This window comes from Amycolatopsis sp. NPDC049691, assembly GCF_040675005.1.
Classification (GTDB): Bacteria; Actinomycetota; Actinomycetes; order Mycobacteriales; family Pseudonocardiaceae; genus Amycolatopsis.
Window position 1 is genome coordinate 61,726 of record NZ_JBFANX010000030.1, and the last position, 24,244, is coordinate 85,969.

Below are 24,244 nucleotides of genomic sequence, written 5' to 3' on the forward strand. Positions count from 1 at the left end.
GAGAAGTTCGCGCTTGCAGGCGGCGCCCGTTGACCCTTCGGGGTCACGGGCGCCGCCTCGTCTATGCGGAAAGCCCGGCGGTGAGAAAGCCGGGTACAGCCCAGTCGCCGAGGTGGTCCGCAGGCCGTTCGGCCGATGCACATGTTGCGAACGGCGACTTTCCTACCGATCCGGGTACGACTGGACCGTTCGTGCGGTCGGTCGATGGACATCGACGGATTCGGTGAGTAGCTTCCCGATACTGGCGCCTCCGAGTGGACTTCTGACGTCCGCCGGGCGCCCGCAACTTTCTGGGAGGCTGGTCGTGACGACCCGAAATCGGAGGTTCCATGCGCTCGCCCTGCCCGTCGCGGGGGTGCTCGCCCTCACCGGTGTGGGTGTCGCGACCGCGGCGAGCGCACCGCGGGTGAGCGCCGACGCGCAGGCGGAAGCCGCGGCGTCGCAGGTGCTGCGGGGGCTGACGCTCGAAGAAAAAGTCGGGCAGCTGTTCGTGACGTGGGTGAACGGCAAGTCGGCCGACGAGGTGAACCCGAAGAACCAGACCGACTTCGGGGTCGACACCCCCGCTCAGGTCGTCCGGAAGTACCACCTCGGCGGCGTCATCTACTTCAACAACGACACCCGCGACAACTTCGACGACCCCGTCCAGGTGGCGAAGCTGTCCAACGGCCTCCAGAAGGCCGCCATCACCAGCGGGGCGCACATCCCGCTGCAGGTCGCCGCCGACCAGGAGGGTGGCACCGTCACCCGGATGGGCGCGCCGGCCACCGAGTTCCCGAACGCCATGGCCATCTCCGCCGGCCGGGACACGAGCCGCGCGACGAACGCCGCGACCATCCTCGGCCAGGAGCTGCGGGCCGTCGGCATCAACCAGGACTTCGCGCCCGACTCCGACGTCAACTCCAACCCCGTGAACCCGGTCATCGGCGTCCGGTCCTTCGCCGGGCAGCCCGGCCTGGCCAGCGACTTCGTCACCGCCGAGGTCGGGGGCTTCCAGAAGTCCGTGGCCGCGACCGCGAAGCACTTCCCCGGCCACGGCGCCGCGCCGACCGACAGCCACACCGGGCTGCCGCGGATCGACAGCACCGAGGACCAGTGGCGGGCGACCGACGTGCCGCCGTTCAAGGCCGCCATCAAGGCCGGCATCGACTCGATCATGACGGCGCACATCCAGTTCCCCAGCCTCGACCCGTCGCTCGAACCCGCCACGCTGTCGAAGCCGATCGTCACCGGCAAGCTGCGGAACGAACTCGGCTACAACGGCGTCGTCATCACCGACTCCCTCGAGATGCAGGGCGTGCGCGAGATGCACAGCGACGCCGAGATCCCCGTCCTCGCGCTCAAGGCGGGCGTCGACCAGCTGCTCATGCCGGTGCACCTCGACGTCGCCATCAACTCGGTGCTCAACGCCGTCAAGACCGGCGACATCCCGATGCAGCGGATCGACCAGAGCGTGCTGCGCGTGCTGAAGCTCAAGTTCAAGAGCGGCATGCTCTTCGCGCCCTTCGTCGACCCGAACCGGGTCATGAAGACCGTCGGCACGCCGGCGCACGTCGCCACCGCGCAGGACATCGCCGACCGCGGCATCACGGCGATCGCGAACGACGCCGGCTTCCTGCCGCTGAAGCAGAAGCCCGCCACGGCGCTCGTCACCGGCTGGGGCGTCTCCACGACGGCGACGCTCGCACAGAAGCTGACCGCACACGGCACGGCCGCGACGGCGTACCAGACCGGTCAGGCCCCGACGGACGCCCAGATCGCGCAGTCGGTGGCCAACGCCAAGAACGTCGACCTGGTCGTCGTGCTGACCAACAACATCGGCGGCTTCCCCCTGCAGACCAAGCTGCTGAACGCGCTGCAGGCCACCGGAAAGCCGGTCGTCGCGGTCGCCGCGCAGATCCCGTACGACGCCGGCTACCCGAGCGCCGTGCAGACCTGGCTGGCGACCTACGGCTACATCGGGCCGACGCTCGAAGCCCTGGCCAAGGTGATCCTCGGCGAGACGAAGCCGGTCGGGAAGCTGCCGGTCGACATCCCGGCGGGCGCCGACGTGCACACCGTCAAGTACCCCTTCGGCCACGGGCTGACCTGGTGAGCCTGAACCGGCGCCACTTCCTCGGCGCGGGCGCGCTCGCCGTCCCGGCCCTGGCGGGCGGCTCCGCGGTGGCCGGAGCCGAGCCCCAACAGCAAGCCCGTCCGACGAGGGTCCTCACCGGCGCGGAGCAGCTGGCCGCCCAGGGCTGGCGGTCCTTCGGGGGCCGCAAGCTGGGCGTCCTGTCGAACCCGACCGGCGTGTTGCTGAACGGCGACCACATCGTCGACTCGATGGTCGCGGCCGGCGTCAAGCCGGTCGCGGCCTTCGGGCCCGAGCACGGCTTCCGCGGCAGCGCGCAGGCCGGCGGCTCCGAAGGCGATTACACGGACCCGCGCACGGGCGTGCCCGTGTACGACGCGTACGGCGTCGACGCGACGAAGCTCGCGACGCTGTTCACCAAAGCTGGCGTCGACACGGTCGTCTTCGACATCGCCGACGTCGGCGCGCGCTTCTACACCTACATCTGGTCGCTCTACACCGCGATGGTGGCCGCCGCGAAGACGAACGCCGCCTTCGTCGTGCTCGACCGGCCGAACCCGATCGGCGGCCGGGCGGCCGGCCCGCTGCTCGACCCGAAGTTCGCTTCGGGGATCGGCCGGAAACCGATCGTCCAGCAGCACGGCATGACCGTCGGCGAGCTGGCCCGCTTCTTCGCCGAGGAGTTCCTACCCGGCGAAGGCGTCCAGCTCGCGCACCTCGACGTCGTGCAGGTCCGCGGCTGGCAGCGCGACACGCTCTTCGCGCAGACCGGCCTGAACTGGGTGCTGCCGAGCCCGAACATGCCGACGCCGGACACGGCGCTCGTCTACCCCGGCACCGGCATGTTCGAAGGCACGGTCTTCTCCGAAGGCCGCGGCACGACCCGGCCGTTCGAGATCATCGGCGCGCCCGGGCTCGACTGGCGCTGGCGCGAGAAGCTCGAAGACCTGCGGCTGCCCGGGGCGAAGTTCCGCGAGATCTACTTCGTGCCGACGTTCAGCAAGTTCGTCAACCAGACCTGTGGAGGCGTGCAGGTCGGCGTCGACGACCCGCGCGTCTTCGACGCCATCCGCACCGCGGTCGCCATGCTCGTGACGGCGAAGGCGCTGCACCCGGACGTCTTCGCCTGGCGCCCGGACAACTACATCGACAAGCTCTCCGGGTCCGACCGGCTGCGGACCATGGTCGACGCCGGTGCGGGCGTCGACGAGGTCACCGGGGCCTGGCGGGCCGAGCTCGCCGAGTTCGACCGCAGACGTCGTCACTACCTGCTCTACCGCTGAGGGGGAACTCCGTGCGTGCTAGGAAGGTCATCGCCGCGGCCACCGGAGTGCTGGTCGCGCTGACCACGTTGACTGTGTCGGATTCGGGAGCCAGCGCCATCGGACGCCACGACGACGCCGGCCGCTTCGACCGGCCGCAGCAGGGCTTCGCCGCGCCGTGGACGACCCTGCGCGACGGACGGCCGCAGGAGGTCAACCTCGACCCGGCGCCGCTGAAGGCCGCCGAGGACTTCCTGGCGAGCTGGACGAAACCGGACGCGACCGGGCACCCGCACTTCTCCGGCGCGGTCGGCCTGCTGGCCCACGACGGCGTGGTCGTCGACCGCTACGCCGTCGGCGGCGCGCTGCGGTACGCCGACGCCGCGGGCACAGAGCTGCCTCCCGCCCAGCAGGTCCCCATGCAGAACGACACCATCTTCGACATGGCGTCGATCTCGAAGCTGTTCACCTCGATCGCCGTGCTGCAGCTGGTCGAACGCGGGCAGCTCACCATCGACACCCCGGTGAGCCGGTTCTTCCCGGAGTTCGCCACGGGCGACAAGGCCGCCATCACGGTCAAGATGCTGCTCACGCACGTCTCCGGGTTCGACGCCGACCCGATCCCGTCGCTGTGGGCCGGCTACCCGGACATCCCCTCGCGGCGGCAGGCCGTGCTCGACAGCCCGCTGAAGAACAAGCCGGGCACGACCTACCTGTACTCCGACATCAACCTGCTCACCCTCGGTTTCATCGTCGAGAAGCTGACCGGGCAGACCCTCGACAAGGTCGTCCACGACCGGATCACCGCGCCGCTCGGCATGGTCGACACCGGGTACAACCCGCCCGCGTCGAAGCTGAACCGGATCGCCGCGACGGAGTACGAGGCCAACCCGCCGCGCGGGATGGTCCGCGGCAGCGTGCACGACGAGAACGCGTGGTCACTCGGCGGCGTCGCCGGGCACGCGGGCGTGTTCAGCACCGCGAACGACATGGCCGTCCTCGCTCAGACGATGCTCAACGGCGGCAGCTACCGCGGGCACCGGATCCTCCGCGAGGACACCGTGCGGCAGATGATGCTGACCAACTACAACCAGCAGTTCCCGGACGACGCGCACGGCCTCGGCTTCGAGCTCGACCAGCCCTGGTACATGGGCGCGCTGGCCTCCCCGGTCACGGCCGGGCACACCGGCTTCACCGGGACGACGCTGGTCATCGACCCCGAGTCGCGCTCCTTCGCGATCCTGCTGACCAACCGCGTGCACCCGACCCGGAACTGGGGCTCGATCAACACCGCGCGTCAGGTGTGGGCGACGTCGCTGGCCAGGGCGATGGCCGTCGAGCCCAAGGCGGGGAAGGACGCCTGGACGAGCACGCTGGGTAACGCGAGTGTCGCTACACTGAGTACCGGTCCCTTTACTACGCAAAGTGATCAAGCGCGCGTGACCTTTTACGCCTTCGTGGACACCGAGGGAAGCACTGATCCACTTCAGCTGCAGGCGTCCACCGACGGGGTGAACTGGCAACCGATCGCGCTATCGGTATCCGGCCCGGGTGCACCCTCCGGAGATGTGACGTCGCTCTCCGGGCACGGGCACCGTGCCTGGTGGCGGGCGGCGGGCACGCTTCCGCGCGGCACCTCGGTGAGCCTGCGCTGGCGTTACAGCACCGATCCGAACTACACGGGCCGCGGTGTTTCGGTCGACGGTGTGAAAGTCACCGAGAGCGGCCGATCGCTCCTCGACGGTGAACGAAACCCCGCCGCGTTCGTCGCGGAGGGTTGGCACTTGAGCTCAAGGTGACGGCGCCGTCGCCGACCGTCTAACTTATGGCCGAATTTACCGTCTCCTTGCCGTTTGCACCGCGACACTAAGTTGCCAAGTCGTTAGCTTGACCTCGTTAACAAGACCGACCTGGTTGGCGACTTTCTGGTCAGTGATTAATCGCAAATCCAGATCCGCAGACACGGACGGGTTGCGATCCGACCGAAGGGTGTGGGTAGCCTTGTCGCAGATGCCAACGGTTAGTAACTTTCCGACGGTGAGTGATACCGAATCCGTAGTCGGCACGGCACCGTCCGAGCCCGTATCGGTCCAGCCGGCCGTGCGGGACGCGGACGCCAGCCCGCTGGTCCGGATCCGGTCCCTGCTCCCCGGTCTGGCCCGCGCCGAGCAGCGCGTGGCGAAGGTGGTGCTCGAGGATCCGGCCGCGGTGGCCAGACGGAGCATCACCGAGGTGGCGCTGGCCGCCAACACGAGCGAGACGACCGTCACGCGGTTCTGCAAGGCCGTCGGCGTCGGCGGGTACCCGCAGCTGCGCATCGCGCTGGCCGCGGACACCGCCCGCACCGAGGCGCGGACCACCCGCAACCTCGGCGGCGAGATCGGCCCGGAGGACGACCTGGCCGCCGTCATCGGCAAGGTCAGCTTCGCCGACGCGCGCGCCGTGGAAGAGACCGCCGACCAGCTCGACGTCGCCACGCTGGAGCGCGTGATCGAGCTCGTCGCGAACGCCGGCCGCGTGGACGTCTACGGCGTGGGCGCGAGCGCGTTCGTCGCCGCGGACCTGCAGCAGAAGCTGCACCGGATCGGCCGCGTGTGCTTCGCGTGGTCCGACACGCACATCATGCTCACCTCGGCCGCGGTGCTGAGCCCCGGTGACGTCGCGATCGGCGTCTCGCACACCGGCGCGACCACCGACACCGTCGAGGCGCTGCGGGTGGCGCGCGAGCACGGCGCGATCACCATCGCCGTGACGAACTTCCCGCGCTCCCCGATCACCGAGGTCGCCGACTACGTTTTGACGACCGCGGCGCGGGAAACCACCTTCCGTTCGGGAGCGACGGCGAGCCGCATCGCCCAGCTCACCGTCATCGACTGCCTGTTCATCGGCGTCGCACAGCGGCACATGGACGCGTCGGTCAGCGCCCTGGACGCGACCAGGGACGCGGTCGGCTCGCACCGCTTGGGGGTCAGGCCGGACGGTCGTCGCCGTCCGCGGGAAACCGGCAAGTAATGACCGGAGAAAATGTGAGGCGCATGATGACCGTCCCCACGCAGGCGGTGCACGTCGATTCGCCGACCGAAACCCGCAATCCCCGCACCACGGACATCGACCTGATGTCCACCGCGGGGATCCTGGGCGCGATCAACGCCGAGGACCGCACGGTCCCCGGTGCGGTCGCCGCGGTGCTGCCCCAGGTGGCGCGCGCGGTGGACTACGCGGTCGAGGCCCTGCGGGCGGGCGGGCGCGTGCACTACGTCGGCGCGGGCACGTCGGGGCGCCTGGCCACGCTGGACGCGGCCGAGCTGGTGCCGACGTTCAACGTGCCGGCGGACTGGTTCATCGCGCATCACGCCGGCGGCGAGAAGGCCCTGCGCAGCGCCGTCGAAAACGCGGAGGACGACGACGGGGCCGGCGCGGCCGAGATGGCCGCGATGGTCCAGCCGGGCGACTTCGTGCTGGGACTCACGGCGTCGGGCAGGACGCCGTACGTGCTGGGTGCGCTGGCCGCGGCGTCGCGCCAGGGTGCCCGGACGGGCCTGGTCTCGGGCAACCCGAAGGCCGCCAAGCCCGCGGGCGTCGACGTGCTCATCGCCGTCGACACCGGTCCGGAGGCGATCGCCGGCTCGACCCGGATGAAGGCGGGCACGGCGCAGAAGATGATCCTGACGTCGTTCTCCACGGCGACGATGATCAAGCTGGGCCGGACCTACTCCAACCTGATGGTCAGCATGCGGGCGACGAACGCGAAGCTGCGCGGCCGGACCATCCGGATCCTGCAGGAAGCCACCGGCATGACGATGGCGGACTGCTCGGACGCGCTCACCGAGGCCGGGGGCGACCTCAAGGTGGCGCTGGTGCACCTGCTGTCGGGTGTCGACGTCACGAGCGCGGCGAAGGCGTTGCACACGTCGGGCGGACATGTCCGCAAGGCTTTGGACCTGGTGCGCGTGCGCGCCAGCTGATTGCTCTTCATCTGCTCACCTGTCTAACCTCTCAGATGAGGGAAGGCGGGTGGGCGATGGCGGGGACGGACGACTCGCGGCGCGGGCTTTCGCGCCGCGAGTGGGTGTCCATCGGCGGGATGGCGGGGTTCGTCCTGCTCCTCAACGTCGTGGGCTGGGTGGTGCTGGCGGTCTTCGTCGCACCCCACCACTACGCGCTGGGCACGACCGGCGTGTTCGGGATCGGGCTGGGCGTCACGGCGTTCACGCTCGGCATGCGGCACGCGTTCGACGCCGACCACATCGCGGCGATCGACAACACGACCCGCAAGCTGATGGCCGACGGCCAGCGGCCGCTGTCGGTCGGGTTCTGGTTCTCCCTCGGGCATTCGACGATCGTGTTCGCGCTGTGCCTGCTGTTGTCGCTGGGCGTCCGCGCGCTGGCCGGGCAGGTCGAGGACGACTCGTCGGCGTTGCACAACGCCACCGGCCTCATCGGCACGTCGGTGTCCGGCGTGTTCCTGTACGTGATCGCGATCCTCAACCTCGTCGTGCTGATCGGCATCCTTCGGGTCTTCAAGAGAATGCGCCACGGCGACTTCGACGAAGCCGCGCTGGAGCACCAGCTGGACAACCGCGGCGTCATGAACCGGCTGCTGCGCGGGGCGACGAAGGCCGTGCGCAAGCCGTGGCACATCTACCCGGTCGGGGTGCTGTTCGGCTTGGGTTTCGACACCGCGACCGAGATCGGGCTGCTGGTGCTGGCCGCGGGCGCCGCGACGTTCGCCCTGCCCTGGTACGCGATCCTCGTGCTGCCGATCCTGTTCGCGGCCGGGATGAGCCTGTTCGACACCGTGGACGGCTGCTTCATGAACTTCGCCTACGGCTGGGCGTTCGCGAAGCCGGTGCGCAAGATCTTCTACAACATCACGGTGACGGCGTTGTCGGTCGCCGTCGCGTTCGTCATCGGGACCATCGAGCTGGTCTCGATCCTCGCCGAAAAGCTGGCCATCACGTCCGGGCCGCTGGCCGCGATCGCCTCGGTGGACCTGGACTACGTCGGGTTCGGGATCGTCGGGCTGTTCGTGGTGACGTGGGTCATCGCACTCGCGGTGTGGCGGTTCGGGCGGATCGAAGAGAAGTGGTCGGCGAAGCTGTCCGGTTGACGCCCAGCGCGACGGTCGGGACGTCCGGCGCGATCGTGAAGAGCCGGTGCTGCTGCGGCACCATCAGCATCCCGCCGAAGACGCTCGCGAACACCGCGAACAGCAGCGCGCCGGGCAGGGACCGCACCGCGAGAGCCACGACAGCACGGCGCCGCTCGCGACCGGGGCGACGCTGTCGCACCACTGGCGCGTGCTGCGCGAAGCGGGGTTGACCACCACGACCGTCGAAGGCCGCCGGCGGTGGATCGTGTTGCGCCGCGACGATCTGCAGCGGCGGTTTCCGGGACTGCTGAACGCTGTTCTGGCTCAGGAAGCCGCGTCCGAAATGGACTTCGCTTCGCGCGCCCCGGCTTCGAACGCTTCGCAGCAGAAGAGCAGCCACGCGCGCACCCCTTCGGGCTCCCCGCTCGCGAAGCCTTCGGCGGCTTCGAGATAACGAGGTACCCGGCGGAAGAACGCGACTTCCGGAACGCTCAAGGACTTCGGGTCCAGACCGGTCGCGACCATCGTCAGCCGCGCGGCCGCCCGCGCGACGACGCCGTCCGCGCTGCCGAACGGCTTGAGCGCCAACAGTTCTCCGTGCACCACCGCCGTCAGGACCGGGCCCGGCACCGATGTCGCACCCGTCACCAGCTGGGCCAGCAGCTCGAGCCGGCCGCCGCCGGACCGCGGGCGCCCCAAGGCATCCAGGTCGTCGACGAGGTCGGCCGCGGCGAGCACGTGCAAGCGCGCCAACGCCTGCAGCGGCGCCCGGCGCCACGTCGGCAGCAAGGATTCGAGCGTCTCCGCGACGCGCAGCGCGCCCGCGAGGACCGGGTCCGCGACCGCGCCGTCGGCGGGCAGCTCGGGGTTCGCGCCCTCGATGCCGGCGGACGCCCGCGCCGCGCGCACCGACGCTTCCGCCGCCGTCGCCGCGCCGCCGCGGAGGTTGGCCGGGAGGCGGTGGACCGCGAACACCGCGTCCTGCGCGGACTTCGCCGCCGCCGCGACGCCTTCGAGGTCGAGGAGGGGCTTCAGCGGATCAGGCATCGAGCACCTGCCCCGAGCGCTGCACCACGGGCGGCAGGACCGACCACGGGAAGTTGATCCACCGGTCCGTGTGCCGCCAGACGTACTCGCACTTGACCGTCGAGTGCGGCTTTTCGTAGACGACGGCCGAGCGCACCTCGGCGACGTGCTCGAGGCAGAAGTCACGGACGAGCTTGAGGGTGGCGCCGGTGTCGGCGACGTCGTCGGCGATCAGCACCTTCTTGCTCGTGAGGTCGACGACGTTCGGCACCGGCGGCAGCATCACCGGCAGGTCGAGGCGCTGGTCGACGCCGGTGTAGAACTCGACGTTCATCACGTGCAGGTTCTTCACGTCGAGCGCGTAGCCGAGCGCGCCGGCGACGAAGAGGCCGCCGCGGGCGATGGACAGGATGAGGTCCGGCGCGAAGCCGTCGTCGGCGATGGTGTGAGCCAGTTCACGGCTCGCGGTGCCGAACAGCTCCCAGCTCAGCTCTTCGCGCTCTTCGGCCATCGATCTCGCCCTTCGTCGTGGTCAGCCGAGCATAGGCAACGCCCAAGTGGCCTTTGACAATGCTCGGAAATTGGCTATCCGGGAAAGCCAAATGCGTGTTTACCGTGGTCACGTGAGCGACTGGAACACCCGACCGACCCTGTCCGGCGAGCACGTCCGCCTGGAGCCGCTGACCCTCGAGCACGCCAAGGGCCTGCTCGAAGCCGGGGCCGACCCGGGCGTCTGGGCGTGGCTGAGCATCCGGCAGCCGGGGGATCTTCCGGCCGCGGAACGGATGGTCGAGCAGGCCCTCGCCGACCCCGCACGCCGGGCGTTCGCGCAGATCGACGTCACCTCCGGCCGGGTCGCCGGGACGACGTCGTACTACCAGGTCGTCGAAGCGCACCGGATCCTCTCGATCGGCCACACGTGGATCGGCGCGGACTGGCAGCGCACCGGGCTCAACACCGAGGCGAAGCTGCTCCTGCTCACGCACGCGTTCGAAACCCTTGGCGCGCAACGGGTCGCGTGGGAGACCGACATCCGCAACCTCCGTTCGCAACGCGCCATCGAACGGCTTGGCGCGCTTCGCGAAGGCATCCAGCGGGCACACCGGATCCGGCCGGACGGGTCGTCGCGCGACACCGTCCTCTACTCCATGCTCGCGCCGGAGTGGCCGGCGGCGAAGGCCCGGCTGAACGAACGCTTAGTCACCGCTGCTCGCCTGGCTCGGTGAAACGACCGGGCAACGTGGGTGCAACCTTTTACAAGGCGGACTAACGTCGCTAGCGTGCCGCTAGCCGTCATGTCGGCGCACTACAGGAGGCCTTGCAACCATGACCGAGCAGTCCCCAGCCCTGGACAACCTGCTCACCGAGAGCCGCACGTTCCCGCCCAGCGACGAATTCGCTGGCCAGGCCAATGCGAAGGCCGACCTCTACGCCGAGGCCGATGCCGATCGCGAAGCGTTCTGGGCCAAGCAGGCGGAGCGGCTGACGTGGGACACGAAGTGGACCACGGTACTGGACTGGACCAATGCGCCGTTCGCGAAGTGGTTCGTCGGCGGCAAGCTGAACGTCGCGTACAACTGCGTCGACCGGCACGTCGAGTCCGGGCACGGCGAGCAGGTCGCGATCCACTGGGTCGGCGAGCCGGGTGACACGCGGGACATCACCTACGCCGAGCTGAAGACCGAGGTTTCCAAGGCCGCCAACGCACTCGCGTCCCTCGGCGTCACCGCCGGCGACGTCGTGGCGATCCAGCTGCAGATGGTTCCCGAGGCCATCTTCGCGATGCTCGCGTGCGCGCGGATCGGCGCGCTGCACAACGTCGTCTTCGGCGGCTTCTCGCCGACGGCGCTGCGGGCCCGCGTCGACGACGCCGCCGCGAAGATCGTGATCACCTCCGACGGCCAGTTCCGCCGCGGCAAGGCCGCGCCGATGAAGGCCAATGTCGACGAAGCGCTCGAAGGCGCCGAGACCGTCGAAAAGGTCATCGTCGTCAAGCGCACGGGCGACCAGCTCGAGGGCGACGTCCCGTGGACCGACGGCCGCGACCTCTGGTGGCACGAGCTCGTCGACGGACAGTCCGAAGAGCACACGCCGGAAGCCTTCGACAGCGAGCACCCGCTGTTCATCCTGTACACGTCCGGCACGACCGGGAAGCCGAAGGGCATCCTGCACACCTCCGGCGGCTACCTGACGCAGACGGCGTACACGCACCACAACGTCTTCGACCACAAGGCCGGCGAAGACGTCTACTGGTGCACCGCGGACATCGGCTGGATCACCGGTCACAGCTACATCGTCTACGGCCCCCTCGCCAACCGCGTCACGCAGGTCGTCTACGAAGGCACGCCGAACACCCCGCACGAGGGGCGGCACTGGGAGATCATCCAGAAGTACAAGGTCTCCCTCTACTACACCGCGCCGACGCTGATCCGCACGTTCATGAAGTGGGGCGCGGAAATCCCGGAGAAGTACGACCTGTCGTCGCTGCGCGTGCTGGGTTCGGTCGGCGAGCCGATCAACCCCGAGGCGTGGATCTGGTACCGCGAGAACATCGGCGCGGGCCGCACCCCGATCGTCGACACGTGGTGGCAGACCGAGACCGGCGCGATCATGATCTCGCCGCTGCCGGGCGTCACCTCGACCAAGCCGGGGTCGGCGCAGAAGGCGCTGCCGGGCATCTCCGCGAAGGTCGTCGACGACCAGGGCAACGAGGTCGGCCCGGGCGGCGGCGGGTACCTGGTGCTCGACAAGCCGTGGCCGTCGATGCTGCGGGGCGTCTGGGGCGACGAGGAGCGCTTCAAGGACACCTACTGGTCGCGCTTCAAGGAGCAGGGCTTCTACTTCGCCGGCGACGGCGCGAAGTACGACAACGACGGCGACGTCTGGCTGCTGGGCCGCGTCGACGACGTGATGAACGTGTCCGGCCACCGCATCTCGACGACCGAGGTCGAGTCGGCGCTGGTCTCGCACCCGACGGTGGCCGAGGCCGCGGTCGTCGGCGCGACCGACCCGACGACGGGCCAGGGCATCGTCGCGTTCGTCATCCTGCGCGGCAACGCGGTCGACGGCGGCGAGGAAGCCATCCAGGCGCTGCGCAACCACGTCGCCAAGGAGATCGGGCCGATCGCGAAGCCGCGGCAGATCATGGTCGTGCCGGAGCTGCCGAAGACGCGCTCGGGCAAGATCATGCGCCGGCTGCTGCGCGACGTCGCGGAGAACCGCCAGGTCGGCGACGTCACCACGCTCGCCGACTCGTCGGTGATGGACCTGATCTCGTCGGGCCTGAAGTCGGGCAAGTCCGAGGAGTGAGCTAGCGTTCTCCCCGTCAGAGCCCTTCCGGCTTCGCGCCGGGAGGGCTCTGTCATGACCCCCGAGTGGCACGGCTCGAACGCATGTTCTACGCTGTGCCGCGAACCACACCCCCTTCCCCGGGCAAGGAGACGACACGACGATGACCGTGGATGTCCTGACGCACGACGAGGAAACGGCTTCGGCTCCGGCTTCCGCTCCGGAGGTTCCCGCCGCTGAGGCCGCCGTCACCGAGTCCGCGTCCCCCTCTTCGGAAGGCTCGCCCGAGCCGGCCGGTTCGCCCGAGCAGGCTGCCGAGGAGGCCCCCAAGCCGAAGCGCGGCCGCCCGAAGGGTGCGACGGCGGCGACGGCGAAGAAGACCCGCACGGTCGAGCTGATCCTCACGGTCACGGGCACCGCCGACGGCGAGTGGCAGGCCGAGCTGAAGAACGGCTCGAAGTGGGTCGCGAAGGGTCTGGAGATCCCCGCGGCGGCGGTGTCGCGCGCGGCCAAGGAGCTGCACGCGGACCTGTCGGGCCCGATCGACGAGGTGATCAACCAGGCCCGCGAGGCGCAGGCGGCGAAGGTCGCGGCGCTCGAGGCCGAGCTCGAGAAGGCCAAGCAGGCCCTGGCCGAGCTGGACGCCTGAGACTTCACTCCGGGAAACGCCCGGTTCCGCTTCGAGCGGGGCCGGGCGTTTCCACTTCAGGCGATCGGCGGGTTGCCCGGCAGGGGTGACTTGAACTCCACCCACATCGAGTCCGTCAGCGCCTCCACGTGGTGGGCCACCCCGCGTGGGTGCAGCAGCGAGTCCCCCGGCTCGAATTCGCCCTCCACGCCGTCCACCGCGCCGCGCAGGCGGCCGGACAGGACGTAGACGATCGAGTCGTGGTCGTGCGCGTGCGTCGGCGAGGCCACCCCCGCCGGGTAGTGGATCAAATACGCCAACCCGCTCGACGCCGTCTCCAGCAGCCGGAAGCGGCCCTCGCCGCCGTGCAGCGGGAGGCCCTCCACCGTCCGCAGCGGCTGCCACACCTGCTCCTCCATGCCCGCCATCATGGCCCATCGCGGCTGAGAGTCCACACAGGACGGCTTAGGTAAGGCACGCGTTAATTAGGCGTACCTGACAAAAAGAACAAGTCTCGCCACGATTCCCCGTTCGTGTTTCACTTGTCGGGTGACCGAAACGATTGACGGTGACGCCGTCGAGCACGCCCACGAACCACACCAGGGTGTCGGCGGGAAGCTGAACTGGCTGCGGGCCGGGGTTCTCGGGGCGAACGACGGGATCGTGTCCGTCGCGGGCATCGTCGTCGGGGTCGCCGGCGCGACCACCGAAAGCACCACGATCCTCACCGCCGGAATCGCCGGGCTCGTCGCCGGCGCCTTTTCCATGGCCGGCGGGGAATACGTCTCCGTGAGCACCCAGCGCGACACCGAACAGGCCTTGCTCCGGCTGGAAAAGCAGGAGCTCAAGACGATGCCGGAGGCCGAGGAGCGCGAGCTCGCCGAGATCTACGAGGAAAAGGGGCTCTCGCCGGAGCTCGCGAGCCGGGTCGCGCGCGAGCTGACCGAAAAGGACGCCCTGCAGGCGCACGCGGAGGCCGAGCTCGGCATCGACCCGGACAACCTGACCAGCCCGTGGCAGGCGGCGTGGGCGTCGCTGCTCGCGTTCTCCGTCGGCGCGCTGCTGCCGATCCTGTCCATCGCCTGGGCCGGCGTCTCCCTGCGCGTGTGGGCGTGCGCCGCCGCGGTCGTCGTCGGCCTGACGCTGACCGGGTACGTCAGCGCCAGGCTCGGCGACGCGAACGTGGTGCGCGCGATCGTCCGCAACGTCGGCGTCGGCGCGCTCACCATGGTCGTGACCTACTTCGTCGGGGTGATCTTCGGGGTCACCGTCGGTTAGCTAGTGCACGCCCTTCATCAGCTTCCGGATGAACGGGATGCCGAGGAACAGCAGCACGCCGACGCCGATGGCGATCCCGCCGACCGTGCTGAAGTACGGCGCTTCGTCGTCGACCGAGTAGTACTCGGCGAGCTTGCCGGACATTGCGGTGCCGAAGGAGATCGACAGGAAGTTCAGCGCGACCATCTGCGTCCGGAACGCCTCCGGCGCCAGCTTCGTCGACAGCGACAGCCCGACCGGCGACAGGCACAGCTCGGCGATCGTGAAGACGAACAGGATGCCGACCATCGCGAGCATCGGGCTCGCGTTCTTGCCGCTGCCGACCATCGGCAGGAACAGCAGGAACGCCGCGCCCATCAGCACGGTGCCGAGGACGAACTTCATCGGCGTCGACGGCTGGCGCTCGCCGAGCTTCGTCCACAGCGCCGCCAGCACCGGGGCGAACACGATGATGAACACCGGGTTGATCGAGTTGACCCAGGACACCGGCAGCTCCCAGCCGAACAGGCTCCGGTTCAGCCGCTGGTCGGTGTAGGCCGCGACGACCGTGAACTGCTGCTGGTAGAGGGAGAAGAACACCGCGCTGGCGATGAACATCGGGATGAACGAGAACACCCGGCTGCGCTCGACACCGGTGATCTTGCGGCTGGTCAGGATGACGAGGAAGTAGACCACCGAGATCACGCCGACCACCACGACGACGACGTCGGCGAGGTTGCCGGGGTTGACGACCCCGGTGACCACCAGCGCGACGATCGCGGCGACCAGCACGACGGCGGCACCGACCGCGAGCGCGCGCTGCGACGACGGCAGCGGGTTCGGGACCTCCTTGGCCTTGTCGCCGAGGTTCTTGCGGCCGAACGTGTACTGGACCAGGCCGAGCGCCATGCCGATCGCGGCGAGGCCGAAGCCGAGGTGGAAGCCGACCTCCGTCTGCGCGAGCCCGGTCAGCAGCGGGCCGACGAAACCACCGAGGTTGACGCCCATGTAGAAGATCGTGAAGCCGGCGTCGCGCCGCTCGTCACCCTCGGCGTAGAGCGTGCCGACGATCGCCGTCGCGTTGGACTTCAGCCCGCCGCTGCCGACCGCGACGCACACGAGGCCGACGCCGATGCCGGCCAGGCCCGGCAGCAGCGCCAGGCTGATGTGGCCGATCATGATCAGCACGGCGCTGTAGAACAGCGTCCGTTCCGAGCCGAGCAGCCGGTCGGCCACCCACGCGCCGACGACGGCGGAGAGGTACACGAGGCCGCCGTACGCGCCGACGATGCCGAGCGCCGACTCCTGCGCCAGGCCCAGGCCGCCCTGTTCGACCTTGTAGTAGAGGTAGATCGGCAGGATGCCCAGCATCCCGTAGTAGGAGAAGCGTTCCCACATCTCCACGCCGAAGAGGTTCGCCAGTCCTCGTGGGTGCCCGAAGAACCTCGTGTCCTGCTGGACCTCGGTAGAGGTGCTCACAACTGTCGTCATCCTTCGTCTAGGGACTTCGTTGTCGCTTGGCATGCTATGAGCACATCCGGTGAACTCACCACCGGCACCCCGTGTGGCGGCGGCCATAACGGTCGGTGACAAAGGCGCATTAAAATACCGTCAAAGGTGCGCCGGGAAGTCTGGTCGGCAACGCTGATCGCCGACCCCTGGAGCCGCCCGTGTCCCGCCCGTTGAGCGAATTCGCCCGCTACCTGCGCACCGAGACGACCGGCGGGCTCATCCTGCTCGGCGCCACCGCGATCGCCCTGCTCTGGGCCAACTCGCCGCTGCGCGACAGCTACCACGCGCTGCGCGAGGTCCGGCTGGGCCCGGAGTTCCTGCACCTGAACCTGACGCTCGACGACTGGGTGAAGGACGGCCTCCTCGCGCTGTTCTTCTTCGTCGCCGGGCTCGAGCTCAAGCGCGAGCTCGTCGTCGGCGAGCTGTCCCGGTTCAAGCAGGCGATCCTGCCCGTCGTGGCCGCGGCCGGCGGCATGGTCGTGCCCGCGCTCGTCGCGCTGTCGGTCGGCTGGGGGGCGCCCGGCATCGAGCGGGCCTGGGCGATCCCGGTGGCCACGGACATCGCGTTCGCGCTCGGCGTGCTCGCGCTGACCGCGTCGAACCTGCCCTCCAGCGCGCGGGTGTTTCTGCTGTCGCTGGCCGTGGTGGACGACCTCGGCGCGATCGTCGTCATCGCCGTCGTCTTCACGACCGGCTTCGACCTGGTCGCGGTGGCCGTGGCGGTGGCCGCGCTCGCGCTGTACGCCTTCCTGCAGCACCGCCGGGTCCGCACGCCGTGGCTGTACGTGCCGCTCGCGCTGGTCGTCTGGGTCGCCGTGCACTCGGCGGGCATCCACGCGACGATCGCCGGCGTCGCGCTGGGCCTGCTCACCCGCGTCCGCGCCGACGAAGGCGAAGCCGAAGCGCCCGCGCTGCGGCTCGAACACCGGCTCCAGCCCTGGTCGGCGGCCGTCGCCGTGCCGGTGTTCGCGCTGTTCGCGGCCGGGATCTCGGTCGGCGGCGACGCGCTCGGCGCGGTCTTCACGACGGCCGTGCCGCTCGCGGTGCTCGCCGGGCTGCTCGGCGGCAAGGTGATCGGCATCCTCGGCGCCAGCGCGCTCGCGGTGCGGCTCGGCGTGGCGGAGAAGCCGCGCGGGACGGGCTGGCGGGACATGGCCGCGTTGTCCGTGCTCGGCGGCGTCGGCTTCACGGTCAGCCTGCTGATCGCGGAGCTGGCGTTGCCGGGTGACGCGAGCGAGCCGGCCAAGGCGGCGGTGTTGATCGCGTCGGCGATCGCGTCCCTGCTGGCGGCGGCGCTGCTACTCCGCCGTAGCAAAGTGCACGCCCGAATCTCCGACACACTGTGAGTCCGCCGCGCCCGGTTTCCGGACACATGGCACGATGACCCGGTGAGCAGCCCCAAACACGAACGCACCGGCCCCGACGGCGTGGGGGCCGTGCCTTACCTCCCGCTGTCCTCCGACACCGACGTCCCCGGCGACCAGTCGATCGGCAGGCTCGTCGGCGACGCGACCCAGCACATCTCGACCCTGGTCCGGGCCGAGATGGAGCTCGCGAAGTCCGAGCTGGTCGGCGAGGTGAAGAAGGGTCTCAAGGGCGCCATCTACTTCCTGATCGCGCTGACGGTCCTGCTGTACAGCTCGTTCTTCTTCTTTTTCTTCCTGTCGGAAGGCCTCGCGGACTGGTTCCGGCCGCTGCACCGCTGGGGCGCGTTCGGCATCGTGTTCGTCCTGATGCTGCTCGTCGTGGCCGCGGCCGCGTTCCTGGGCTACCGCAAGGTGAAGAAGTTCAAGGCACCCGAGCGGACGATCGCCAGCGTCAAGGAGACGGCGGCCGCGCTGAAGCCGCACAAGGCGCCCGACGCCGACTTGACCACCACCCGCGACTGAGTCGTTGCACCCGTCCCCCGACCCGTCGAGCGTCCGGCTCGACGGCCCGTGGGCGCACCGCGACGTGTCCGCGAACGGCATCCGGCTGCATGTCGCCGAGCTCGGCGATGGGCCCGTCGTGGTGCTGCTGCACGGGTTCGCCGAGTTCTGGTGGACCTGGCACCACCAGCTGCGGGCGCTCGCCGACGCCGGGTTCCGCGCGGTCGCGGTCGACCTGCGCGGCTACGGCGACTCGGACAAGCCGCCCCGCGGTTACGACGCCTGGACGCTCGCCGGCGACGTCGGCGGCCTGATCAAGTCGCTCGGGGCGCGCCGCGCGCACCTCGTCGGGCACGCCTGGGGCGGCCTGCTCGCCTGGACGGTCGCGTCGCTGCACCCCCGGCTCGTCTCGTCGGTGACGGCGATCGGCGCCGCCCACCCGCTCGCATTGCGCTCGTCGGTCCGCCCCTGGCGCGGCCAGGGCCGCGCGGCCGGGCACCTCTTCCGCTTCCAGCTGCCGATGGCGCCGGAGAAGTGGCTGGTGAAGGACGACGCCCAGGCCGTCGCGGACCTGTTCACCGGCTGGGCGGGGAGCCGCTGGCGGTCCACTTCGGACTTCTCCGACACCGTCGAGGAGTTCCGGCACGCCATGCTCGTCCCCGGCGTCGCGCACAGCGCGCTCGAGTACTACCGGTGGGCGTTCCGCGCCCAGTTCCGCGGCGAGGGCCGGCGGTTCACCGACGCCGTCGGCGGGCGGATCGCGGCGCCGACCCTGCAGCTGCACGGCGCCGACGACACCTGCATCCTCCCCGAGACGGCGACGGCGTCGGTGCGCTGGGCGGGCCCGCACGCCGAGCCCGAGCTCTGGCCGGGCGTCGGGCACTTCCCCCACCTGGAGGTCCCGGACCGCACGTCGGCGGCCCTCGTGGACTTCCTCAGCCGAGGCTGATGGCGAACTTGGCCCGCTCCAAGGACTCCTCGGACGCCGGGCCACCGGGGTTTTCGGTGGCCAGGGCCTGGTTGAGCGCGACGAAGGGCCGCATCCGCCGTTCGTAAGCCGCGAAGGCTTCTTCGTGGCTCGCCCGGCCCAGCTCCTGAGCCAAGACGTACGCGCCGACCAACGCCAAGCTCGTCCCCTGGCCGGACAACGGCGAAGCGCAGTAACCGGCGTCGCCGACCAGCGCGATCCGGCCCGACGTCCAGCGGTCCAGCCGGACCTGCGCCATGGCGTCGAAGTAGAAGACCTCCGCCTCGGCCATCGCTTCGAGCAGCTTCGGCACCTCCCAACCGACCCCGGCGAGGCGTTCGGCGACCAGCTTCTTCTGCTCCGGAACGGCCAGCCGCGGCAACGGGTCCGAGCCGAAGCCGAGCGTCACGCGCAGCTCGCTGTTGCCGCGCACCGGGTAGGCCACGCCGCCGGTTTCCTCGTGCCGGAACCAGACCTGCCAGTCTTCGAGGCCGAGGAAGTTGGCCGCGGGGAAGATCGCGAGGTACTGCCCGAGGTGGTGGATGAAGTCCGCCTCCGGTCCGAACGCCAGCCGCCGGACCGCCGAGTGCAGCCCGTCCGCGCCGATGACCAGGTCGAAGGTGCGGAAGCCGCCGTGGGCGAACTCGACGCGGACTCCGTGCGGCTCTTCGGTGAGCGCCGTGATCGAGTCGCCGAAGACGTACTCGGCGTCGGTGGCCTCGTGCAGGATCGCGACGACGTCGTCGCGGAGCACCTCGATGTCGGCGCTGTCGAGCCGCCCGCTGCTCAAGGCGAACTCCTCGGACCGGAACAGCTCGCGCCCGGCACCGTCCACCATGGACATGCCGCGCATCCGGGTGCGCACCGCGCGCAGCCGCTCGCCGAGGCCCATCCGGTCGACCACGTCGAGCGCGACCCCGCGCACGTCGATCGCCTGCCCGCCGCTGCGGATGCCGGGCGCCCGGTCCACGACTGTCACGTCGAAGCCTTCGCGCGCCAGGTACCAGGCCAGGGTGCCGCCGGCGACCCCCGCGCCGGAGATCAGGACGTTTCGCATGTTCCCTCCAGAGTCGTACGCTGATGACGACAACACTGGAGTTCACGCAGTTCGAAGGCCAATTCTGTACTAGTACAGATGGTCAGCTGTGCTAGGTCAGGGGGACGCCGTGAAGTACGTGGCCATCGCCGACGAGCTGCGCGACCGGATCGCGCGCGGCGAGCTCCCGCCGGGGGCGCGCGTGCCCTCGACCCGGCGGCTCGCGACCGACCACGGCGTCGCCATGGCGACCGCCGCGAAGGCGCTCGCTCTGCTTAGCCAGGAAGGCGTCGTGCAGGCCGAGCCGCGGTCCGGCACGGTCGTCGCGGGCCGGGAGCGCCGCGGCGGGCCACGGGGGCTGACCCGCGAGCAGCTCGTGCGGACCGCCATCGCGATCGCCGACACCGAGGGCCTCAACGCGCTGTCCATGCGCGGGGTCGCGGCGCGCCTCGGGGTCGCGGCGATGGCGCCGTACAAGTACGTGCGGGGCAAGGACGAGCTGGTCATGCTCATGGCCGACGCCGCGTTCGGCGAGCGCGGCTACCCGGCCACCCCGCGCGGCGACTGGCGGGACCGCCTGACGCTCGGCGGCCGCACGCTCTGGTCGCTCTACAAGCGGCACCCGTGGCTCGCCCAGCTCGCGCCCCTCACCCGGCCGCTGGCCCTGCGCAACCTCGGCATGCACGGCGAATGGGCCCTCTCGGCGCTGTCCGAACTGGACGTCGACGCGGCGACGCTGTGCGACCTGCACGTCCTGTTCTTCAGCTACGTCCAGGGCATCGCGATCCACCTCGAACGCGAGCAGAGCGCGCTGGCCTCGTCCGGGCTGTCCGAAGAGCAGTGGCTCGACCTGCAGGCCCCGGCCATGGCGGCGATGACCGCCGGACGGCCGGTATTCGCCAAGATGCTGCGCGACCTCGGCGGCGACGGCTACGACCTCGTGCTCGATGACCTCTTCGAGTCGGGCATGCGGGCGCTGCTGGACGGCCTCGCGCTGCGGTTCGGGCGTTAGGCGGCGCAGGACCCGGTGGAGACGTTCGTCGTCTGCGACGGCGCCGCGTCGACCTCGGCCCGCACCTGCTCGGCGGTCAGCGTGAAGCCGGTTTCCGGGTCCTCGACCGCCGCGCCGAACACGACGCCGATGACGCGGCCGTCCGGCGTCACCATCGGGCCGCCCGAGTTGCCGCTGCGGATCTCGGCGCGGACCGTGAAGACGTCCCGCTGCACGGTGTTGGCGTCGTAGATGTCCGGGCCGCGCAGGTTGATCCGGCCGCGCACGCGGGCCGGCGTCGCGCGGTAGGGGCCGTCGAGCGGGTAGCCGAGCACGACCGCGCTGTCGCCGGCGCGGGCCGTCTCGGACGCGAACTGCAGGGCCGGGGCGCGCAGCCGCGGCACGGCGAGCACCGCGATGTCGACCTCCGGGTCGAAGTAGACGACGCGGGCCGGGTAGTCGCCCTGGGTGGTCTCGATGCCGACGGTGTCGGTGCCGGCGACGACGTGCGCGTTCGTCATCACCCGCTGCGGCGAGATCACGAACCCGCTGCCCTCCAGCGACCGCGAGCACGAGCTGGCGCTGCCGCGGATCTTGACGACGCTGCCGTGCAGCTGCTGGACGATCCCGCTGCTCTGCAGCGCCGGGTCCGGCGGCGAGGTGTCGGCCGTCGGGGCCTTCTGGAACGGGTCGACGATGGACGGGAAGCCGGACGCGTCGAGCAGCTTGCGCAGCTGGCTCGGGAAGCCCTGGGCGGCCTCCGGCATGGCGTCGTTGACCTTGCCGAGCACCACCGAGCCGTTGATCGCCTTGGCCAGACCCGGCACACCGGAGACGGTCGTCAGCGGCGTCGCGATCAGCCACGCCACGACGAAGACGACGAGGGCCTGCACGACCGCGCCGAGCGTCTTGTCGATGCCGGAGAACCGGTCCGGGTTGATCTTCTGGCGGAGCCTGCGGCCGACGTAGACGCCGATCGCCTCGCCGAAGGCCACCAGGAACACGACGGTCGCGACCGCGAAGGCGACCTTCCAGACCGGGTCGTCGAAGAAGGCGACGACCACCGGCGCGAGCTTGATCCCGGCGAGCGCGCCGAGCACGACGCCGACGAGCGACGGCAGCGCGACGATCACGCCCTGGTATGCGCCGGACACCGCCGCCAGCACCGCCAGCAGCAGGACCAGCACATCGACCCAGTTCACCGCGTCACCCCTCTGCCAGCCGCGCCTGGTAGGCGGCGAGCGCTTCGTCGAGGTCCCGGACGTCGCCCGAGTCCCATTCGCGCTCCCAGCCTCCCAGGCCGAGCAGGACGGACAGCAACCCGGCGGTGAAACCCCAGACGAACAGGCCGGAGACCTCGAACGCCGGGCCCTTCCACGGCGCGCCGGCCTTCTTGACCATGAACCGGTTGGCCGGGTCGGCCAGGTCGGCGAGCGCGACGCGGGCGACGGACGCCGTCTCGGCCGGGTCCACCGCGTGCACCGGCGACGGGGTCTCCCAGTGCGCCAGCACCGGTGTCACCGCGAACTTCGAGACCGGGACGAACAGCTCCGGCAGCACGGCGACCGGCCGGACGCCGGACGGCACGACTCCGGTCTCCTCCTCGGCCTCGCGCAGCGCGGTGCCGACCGGCCCGTCGTCGCCGTCCTCGGCGCCGCCGCCCGGGAAGGCGACCTGGCCCGCGTGCGAGCCCAGGGTGTCGGCGCGGCGCTGCAGCAGGACGTCGGGCTCGCCGTCGGCCTCGCGTTCGCCGAAGAGGATGAGCACCGCGGCGGCGCGCGTGTAGGTGTCCTCGGGCGGGCTGAAGCGGGTGAACGTCTTCGAATCGACCTCGCCGCTGACCTTGACCAGCGGCCGGAGCCACTCGGGGACGGACTCCGGCTCGACCAGCGGTCCGATCATGAAGTCCCTCCCACTGCCGCGCGCACCTGGTCAGTGTTCCTGAACAACCGTGGGTTCGCGATGAACCTGACTTCACCGGACGCGGTCACGAGGTAGGACGCCGGGAGCGCCGAGGGCACCTTGAGCGCCGTCCGGACCGGCCCGCTCTGCCCGTCGCCGTCGTACACCGACGGCAGGTGCACGCCCAGCTTGGCCAGCAGGTCCAGGCCGTCCTTCGCGGGGCTCTGCACCTGGACGCCGAGCACGCGCACGGCACCCGGCTGGTTCGCGTACTCCTGGAGCACGGGCAGCTCGGTCCGGCACGGCTCGCACCACGACGCCCACACGTTGACCAGCACCGGAGCCCCGGCGAGGGCCTTGCCGACGTCGACGCTCGCGCCGTCGCCGAGGCAGTCCGCCTTGACCCCTTCGAGCTGCTTCACCGGCTGCTTGGCGCTCGGCGCCGGGCACGGCTGGAGCGCCGCCGCCGACCTGGCCGGAGCCAGGTCTTCCGACGGCTTCGCCGCGGTGTCGCCGCTGCGGGGCAGCAGCGCGACGATGAGCGCCACCGCCAGCACGGCGACGGCGAGCGCCCATTTGGTGACGGTCGTCACCGGGGCGCCGCCATGGCCAGGATGTGGTCCTTTTCGACCCCTTTGACCAGCTTCGCGGCTTCCTCGAAGCCGGTCGGGCCGGTGCCGTACGACGGGCAGTCCCGCGCCAGGGGGCAGGCGCCGCAGGCGGGCTTCTTGGCGTGGCAGACGCGCCGGCCGTGGAAGATCACCCGGTGCGAGAGCATCGTCCACTCCTTGCGGGGGATCAGCTCGCCGACCGCGTGCTCGACCTTGACCGGGTCGTCCTCGGCCGTCCAGCCCCAGCGGCGGACCAGCCTGCCGAAGTGGGTGTCGACGGTGATGCCCGGGACGTCGAAGGCGTTCCCGAGCACGACGTTGGCGGTCTTGCGGCCGACGCCGGGCAGGGTGACCAGGTCCTCGAGCTTGCCGGGGACTTCGCCGTCGAAGCGCTCGACGAGCGCCGCGCCGAGGCCCATGACGGAGTTCGCCTTGGCCCGGTAGAAGCCGGTGCTGCGGAGGTACTCCTCCAGCTCCGCGCGGTCGGCGCCGGCGTAGTCGGCGGCGGTCCGGTAGCGCTTGAAGAGGGCGGGCGTGACGAGGTTCACCCGGACGTCGGTGGTCTGCGCGGACAGCACGACCGCGACCAGCAGTTCCAGCGGAGTGGTGAAGTCGAGCTCGCAGTGGGCGTCGGGATACACGTCGTCCAGGCAACGCTTCATCCGCCTGGCGCGTCTCACCAGAGCTAACCGGCTTTCACCAGCGCCCTCACGGGGGGCGTTCGTGGTGG

At 70.4% G+C, this 24,244-nt stretch carries 23 protein-coding genes and 1 pseudogene; 15 read left to right on the forward strand and 9 right to left on the reverse strand.

The window, feature by feature from the left end:
* Positions 1 to 355 precede the first annotated feature (355 nt).
* The 7 genes and pseudogenes from AB0J40_RS42740 to AB0J40_RS42770 form a co-directional block, all read left to right on the forward strand.
* Entirely contained in the window at positions 356 to 2,095 is a 1,740-nt protein-coding gene (locus tag AB0J40_RS42740; protein WP_364465624.1) for a glycoside hydrolase family 3 N-terminal domain-containing protein, read from the forward strand.
* Entirely contained in the window at positions 2,092 to 3,357 is a 1,266-nt protein-coding gene (locus tag AB0J40_RS42745; protein ID WP_364465519.1) for a DUF1343 domain-containing protein, read from the forward strand. Before AB0J40_RS42740 ends, AB0J40_RS42745 begins: the two co-directional genes overlap by 4 nt.
* Before the next feature lie 47 nt (positions 3,358 to 3,404).
* Positions 3,405 to 5,135, forward strand: coding sequence for a serine hydrolase (locus AB0J40_RS42750; RefSeq protein WP_364465626.1), 1,731 nt, complete (start codon positions 3,405 to 3,407; stop codon positions 5,133 to 5,135).
* 211 nt (positions 5,136 to 5,346) lie between these two features.
* Positions 5,347 to 6,348, forward strand: coding sequence for a MurR/RpiR family transcriptional regulator (locus AB0J40_RS42755; protein WP_364465521.1), 1,002 nt, complete (start codon positions 5,347 to 5,349; stop codon positions 6,346 to 6,348).
* A 23-nt stretch (positions 6,349 to 6,371) separates the two neighbouring features.
* The gene (locus AB0J40_RS42760) at positions 6,372 to 7,301 is read left to right on the forward strand and encodes an N-acetylmuramic acid 6-phosphate etherase (RefSeq protein ID WP_364465523.1); all 930 of its coding nucleotides are present in this window, start codon (positions 6,372 to 6,374) and stop codon (positions 7,299 to 7,301) included.
* Between the two features lie 56 nt (positions 7,302 to 7,357).
* Positions 7,358 to 8,446, forward strand: a complete 1,089-nt coding sequence (locus AB0J40_RS42765; protein WP_364465628.1) for a HoxN/HupN/NixA family nickel/cobalt transporter — start codon at positions 7,358 to 7,360, stop codon at positions 8,444 to 8,446.
* A 169-nt stretch (positions 8,447 to 8,615) separates the two neighbouring features.
* Positions 8,616 to 8,753 (forward strand): annotated as a pseudogene (locus AB0J40_RS42770) (helix-turn-helix domain-containing protein); the annotation flags it as partial.
* On the opposite strand, the gene AB0J40_RS42775 reads toward AB0J40_RS42770, so the two are convergent.
* Both AB0J40_RS42775 and AB0J40_RS42780 read right to left on the reverse strand, forming a co-directional pair.
* The gene (locus AB0J40_RS42775) at positions 8,753 to 9,475 is read right to left on the reverse strand and encodes an oxidoreductase (protein ID WP_364465525.1); all 723 of its coding nucleotides are present in this window, start codon (positions 9,473 to 9,475) and stop codon (positions 8,753 to 8,755) included. The pseudogene AB0J40_RS42770 and the gene AB0J40_RS42775 overlap by 1 nt on opposite strands.
* Positions 9,468 to 9,965: a phosphoribosyltransferase gene (locus AB0J40_RS42780; protein ID WP_364465526.1), complete on the reverse strand. Its 498-nt coding sequence runs from the start codon at positions 9,963 to 9,965 to the stop codon at positions 9,468 to 9,470. Before AB0J40_RS42780 ends, AB0J40_RS42775 begins: the two co-directional genes overlap by 8 nt.
* A 112-nt stretch (positions 9,966 to 10,077) precedes the next feature.
* Between AB0J40_RS42780 and AB0J40_RS42785 the strand changes: the two genes are divergently transcribed.
* From AB0J40_RS42785 to AB0J40_RS42795, 3 genes are all read left to right on the forward strand, one after another.
* The gene (locus AB0J40_RS42785) at positions 10,078 to 10,680 is read left to right on the forward strand and encodes a GNAT family protein (RefSeq protein ID WP_364465528.1); all 603 of its coding nucleotides are present in this window, start codon (positions 10,078 to 10,080) and stop codon (positions 10,678 to 10,680) included.
* 100 nt (positions 10,681 to 10,780) lie between these two features.
* Positions 10,781 to 12,763 carry an acetate--CoA ligase gene (gene acs / locus AB0J40_RS42790; protein ID WP_364465530.1) on the forward strand — a complete coding sequence of 661 codons (1,983 nt, stop codon included), beginning with the start codon at positions 10,781 to 10,783 and terminating at the stop codon, positions 12,761 to 12,763.
* 142 nt (positions 12,764 to 12,905) lie between these two features.
* On the forward strand, positions 12,906 to 13,391 hold the full coding sequence (locus AB0J40_RS42795; protein WP_364465532.1) for a DUF6319 family protein: 486 nt from the start codon (positions 12,906 to 12,908) through the stop codon (positions 13,389 to 13,391).
* 56 nt (positions 13,392 to 13,447) lie between these two features.
* On the opposite strand, the gene AB0J40_RS42800 is transcribed toward AB0J40_RS42795, so the two are convergent.
* A complete protein-coding gene (locus AB0J40_RS42800) occupies positions 13,448 to 13,801 on the reverse strand; it encodes a cupin domain-containing protein (protein ID WP_364465630.1) in 354 nt (117 codons plus the stop codon).
* A gap of 118 nt (positions 13,802 to 13,919) precedes the next feature.
* On the opposite strand from AB0J40_RS42800, the gene AB0J40_RS42805 reads away from it, so the two are divergent.
* The gene (locus AB0J40_RS42805) at positions 13,920 to 14,648 is read left to right on the forward strand and encodes a VIT family protein (protein ID WP_364465534.1); all 729 of its coding nucleotides are present in this window, start codon (positions 13,920 to 13,922) and stop codon (positions 14,646 to 14,648) included.
* Here the strand turns inward: AB0J40_RS42805 and AB0J40_RS42810 are convergent, their stop codons facing one another.
* Entirely contained in the window at positions 14,649 to 16,106 is a 1,458-nt protein-coding gene (locus AB0J40_RS42810) for a peptide MFS transporter (RefSeq protein ID WP_364465536.1), read from the reverse strand. It abuts the gene before it with no gap.
* A gap of 191 nt (positions 16,107 to 16,297) precedes the next feature.
* Between AB0J40_RS42810 and nhaA the strand changes: the two genes are divergently transcribed.
* Genes nhaA through AB0J40_RS42825 form a run of 3 tightly spaced genes read left to right on the forward strand, consistent with a single transcriptional unit; the run spans position 16,298 to position 18,956 of the window.
* Positions 16,298 to 17,485: a Na+/H+ antiporter NhaA gene (nhaA, locus tag AB0J40_RS42815; protein ID WP_364465538.1), complete on the forward strand. Its 1,188-nt coding sequence runs from the start codon at positions 16,298 to 16,300 to the stop codon at positions 17,483 to 17,485.
* A 42-nt stretch (positions 17,486 to 17,527) separates the two neighbouring features.
* The gene (locus AB0J40_RS42820) at positions 17,528 to 18,028 is read left to right on the forward strand and encodes a phage holin family protein (protein WP_364465539.1); all 501 of its coding nucleotides are present in this window, start codon (positions 17,528 to 17,530) and stop codon (positions 18,026 to 18,028) included.
* A gap of 4 nt (positions 18,029 to 18,032) precedes the next feature.
* Positions 18,033 to 18,956, forward strand: coding sequence for an alpha/beta hydrolase (locus AB0J40_RS42825; RefSeq protein ID WP_364465541.1), 924 nt, complete (start codon positions 18,033 to 18,035; stop codon positions 18,954 to 18,956).
* On the opposite strand, the gene AB0J40_RS42830 is transcribed toward AB0J40_RS42825, so the two are convergent.
* Positions 18,943 to 20,031, reverse strand: coding sequence for an FAD-dependent monooxygenase (locus AB0J40_RS42830; protein ID WP_364465543.1), 1,089 nt, complete (start codon positions 20,029 to 20,031; stop codon positions 18,943 to 18,945). The two genes, AB0J40_RS42825 and AB0J40_RS42830, sit on opposite strands and share 14 nt — an antisense overlap.
* A gap of 109 nt (positions 20,032 to 20,140) precedes the next feature.
* Here AB0J40_RS42830 and AB0J40_RS42835 point away from each other — a divergent pair, with 109 nt between their 5' ends.
* Positions 20,141 to 21,022, forward strand: coding sequence for a GntR family transcriptional regulator (locus AB0J40_RS42835; protein ID WP_364465545.1), 882 nt, complete (start codon positions 20,141 to 20,143; stop codon positions 21,020 to 21,022).
* On the opposite strand, the gene AB0J40_RS42840 is transcribed toward AB0J40_RS42835, so the two are convergent.
* Genes AB0J40_RS42840 through nth form a run of 4 tightly spaced genes read right to left on the reverse strand, consistent with a single transcriptional unit; the run spans position 21,019 to position 24,176 of the window.
* On the reverse strand, positions 21,019 to 22,203 hold the full coding sequence (locus AB0J40_RS42840) for a MarP family serine protease (protein ID WP_364465547.1): 1,185 nt from the start codon (positions 22,201 to 22,203) through the stop codon (positions 21,019 to 21,021). The two genes, AB0J40_RS42835 and AB0J40_RS42840, sit on opposite strands and share 4 nt — an antisense overlap.
* A gap of 4 nt (positions 22,204 to 22,207) precedes the next feature.
* On the reverse strand, positions 22,208 to 22,903 hold the full coding sequence (locus AB0J40_RS42845) for a CoA pyrophosphatase (protein ID WP_364465549.1): 696 nt from the start codon (positions 22,901 to 22,903) through the stop codon (positions 22,208 to 22,210).
* Positions 22,900 to 23,496 carry a TlpA disulfide reductase family protein gene (locus AB0J40_RS42850; RefSeq protein WP_364465551.1) on the reverse strand — a complete coding sequence of 199 codons (597 nt, stop codon included), beginning with the start codon at positions 23,494 to 23,496 and terminating at the stop codon, positions 22,900 to 22,902. Before AB0J40_RS42850 ends, AB0J40_RS42845 begins: the two co-directional genes overlap by 4 nt.
* Positions 23,493 to 24,176, reverse strand: a complete 684-nt coding sequence (gene nth, locus AB0J40_RS42855) for an endonuclease III (RefSeq protein ID WP_364465553.1) — start codon at positions 24,174 to 24,176, stop codon at positions 23,493 to 23,495. Before nth ends, AB0J40_RS42850 begins: the two co-directional genes overlap by 4 nt.
* Positions 24,177 to 24,244: the final 68 nt, after the last annotated feature.

Coding starts and splice junctions, on each gene's coding strand:
- nth (WP_364465553.1), bottom strand. CDS start 24,176: ATGAAGCGTTGCCTGGACGACGTGTATCCCGACGCCCACTGCGAGCTC.
- AB0J40_RS42765 (WP_364465628.1), top strand. CDS start 7,358: ATGGCGGGGACGGACGACTCGCGGCGCGGGCTTTCGCGCCGCGAGTGG.
- AB0J40_RS42755 (WP_364465521.1), top strand. CDS start 5,347: ATGCCAACGGTTAGTAACTTTCCGACGGTGAGTGATACCGAATCCGTA.
- AB0J40_RS42775 (WP_364465525.1), bottom strand. CDS start 9,475: ATGCCTGATCCGCTGAAGCCCCTCCTCGACCTCGAAGGCGTCGCGGCG.
- AB0J40_RS42795 (WP_364465532.1), top strand. CDS start 12,906: ATGACCGTGGATGTCCTGACGCACGACGAGGAAACGGCTTCGGCTCCG.
- AB0J40_RS42780 (WP_364465526.1), bottom strand. CDS start 9,965: ATGGCCGAAGAGCGCGAAGAGCTGAGCTGGGAGCTGTTCGGCACCGCG.
- AB0J40_RS42845 (WP_364465549.1), bottom strand. CDS start 22,903: ATGATCGGACCGCTGGTCGAGCCGGAGTCCGTCCCCGAGTGGCTCCGG.
- AB0J40_RS42800 (WP_364465630.1), bottom strand. CDS start 13,801: ATGATGGCGGGCATGGAGGAGCAGGTGTGGCAGCCGCTGCGGACGGTG.
- AB0J40_RS42830 (WP_364465543.1), bottom strand. CDS start 20,031: ATGCGAAACGTCCTGATCTCCGGCGCGGGGGTCGCCGGCGGCACCCTG.
- acs (WP_364465530.1), top strand. CDS start 10,781: ATGACCGAGCAGTCCCCAGCCCTGGACAACCTGCTCACCGAGAGCCGC.
- AB0J40_RS42760 (WP_364465523.1), top strand. CDS start 6,372: ATGATGACCGTCCCCACGCAGGCGGTGCACGTCGATTCGCCGACCGAA.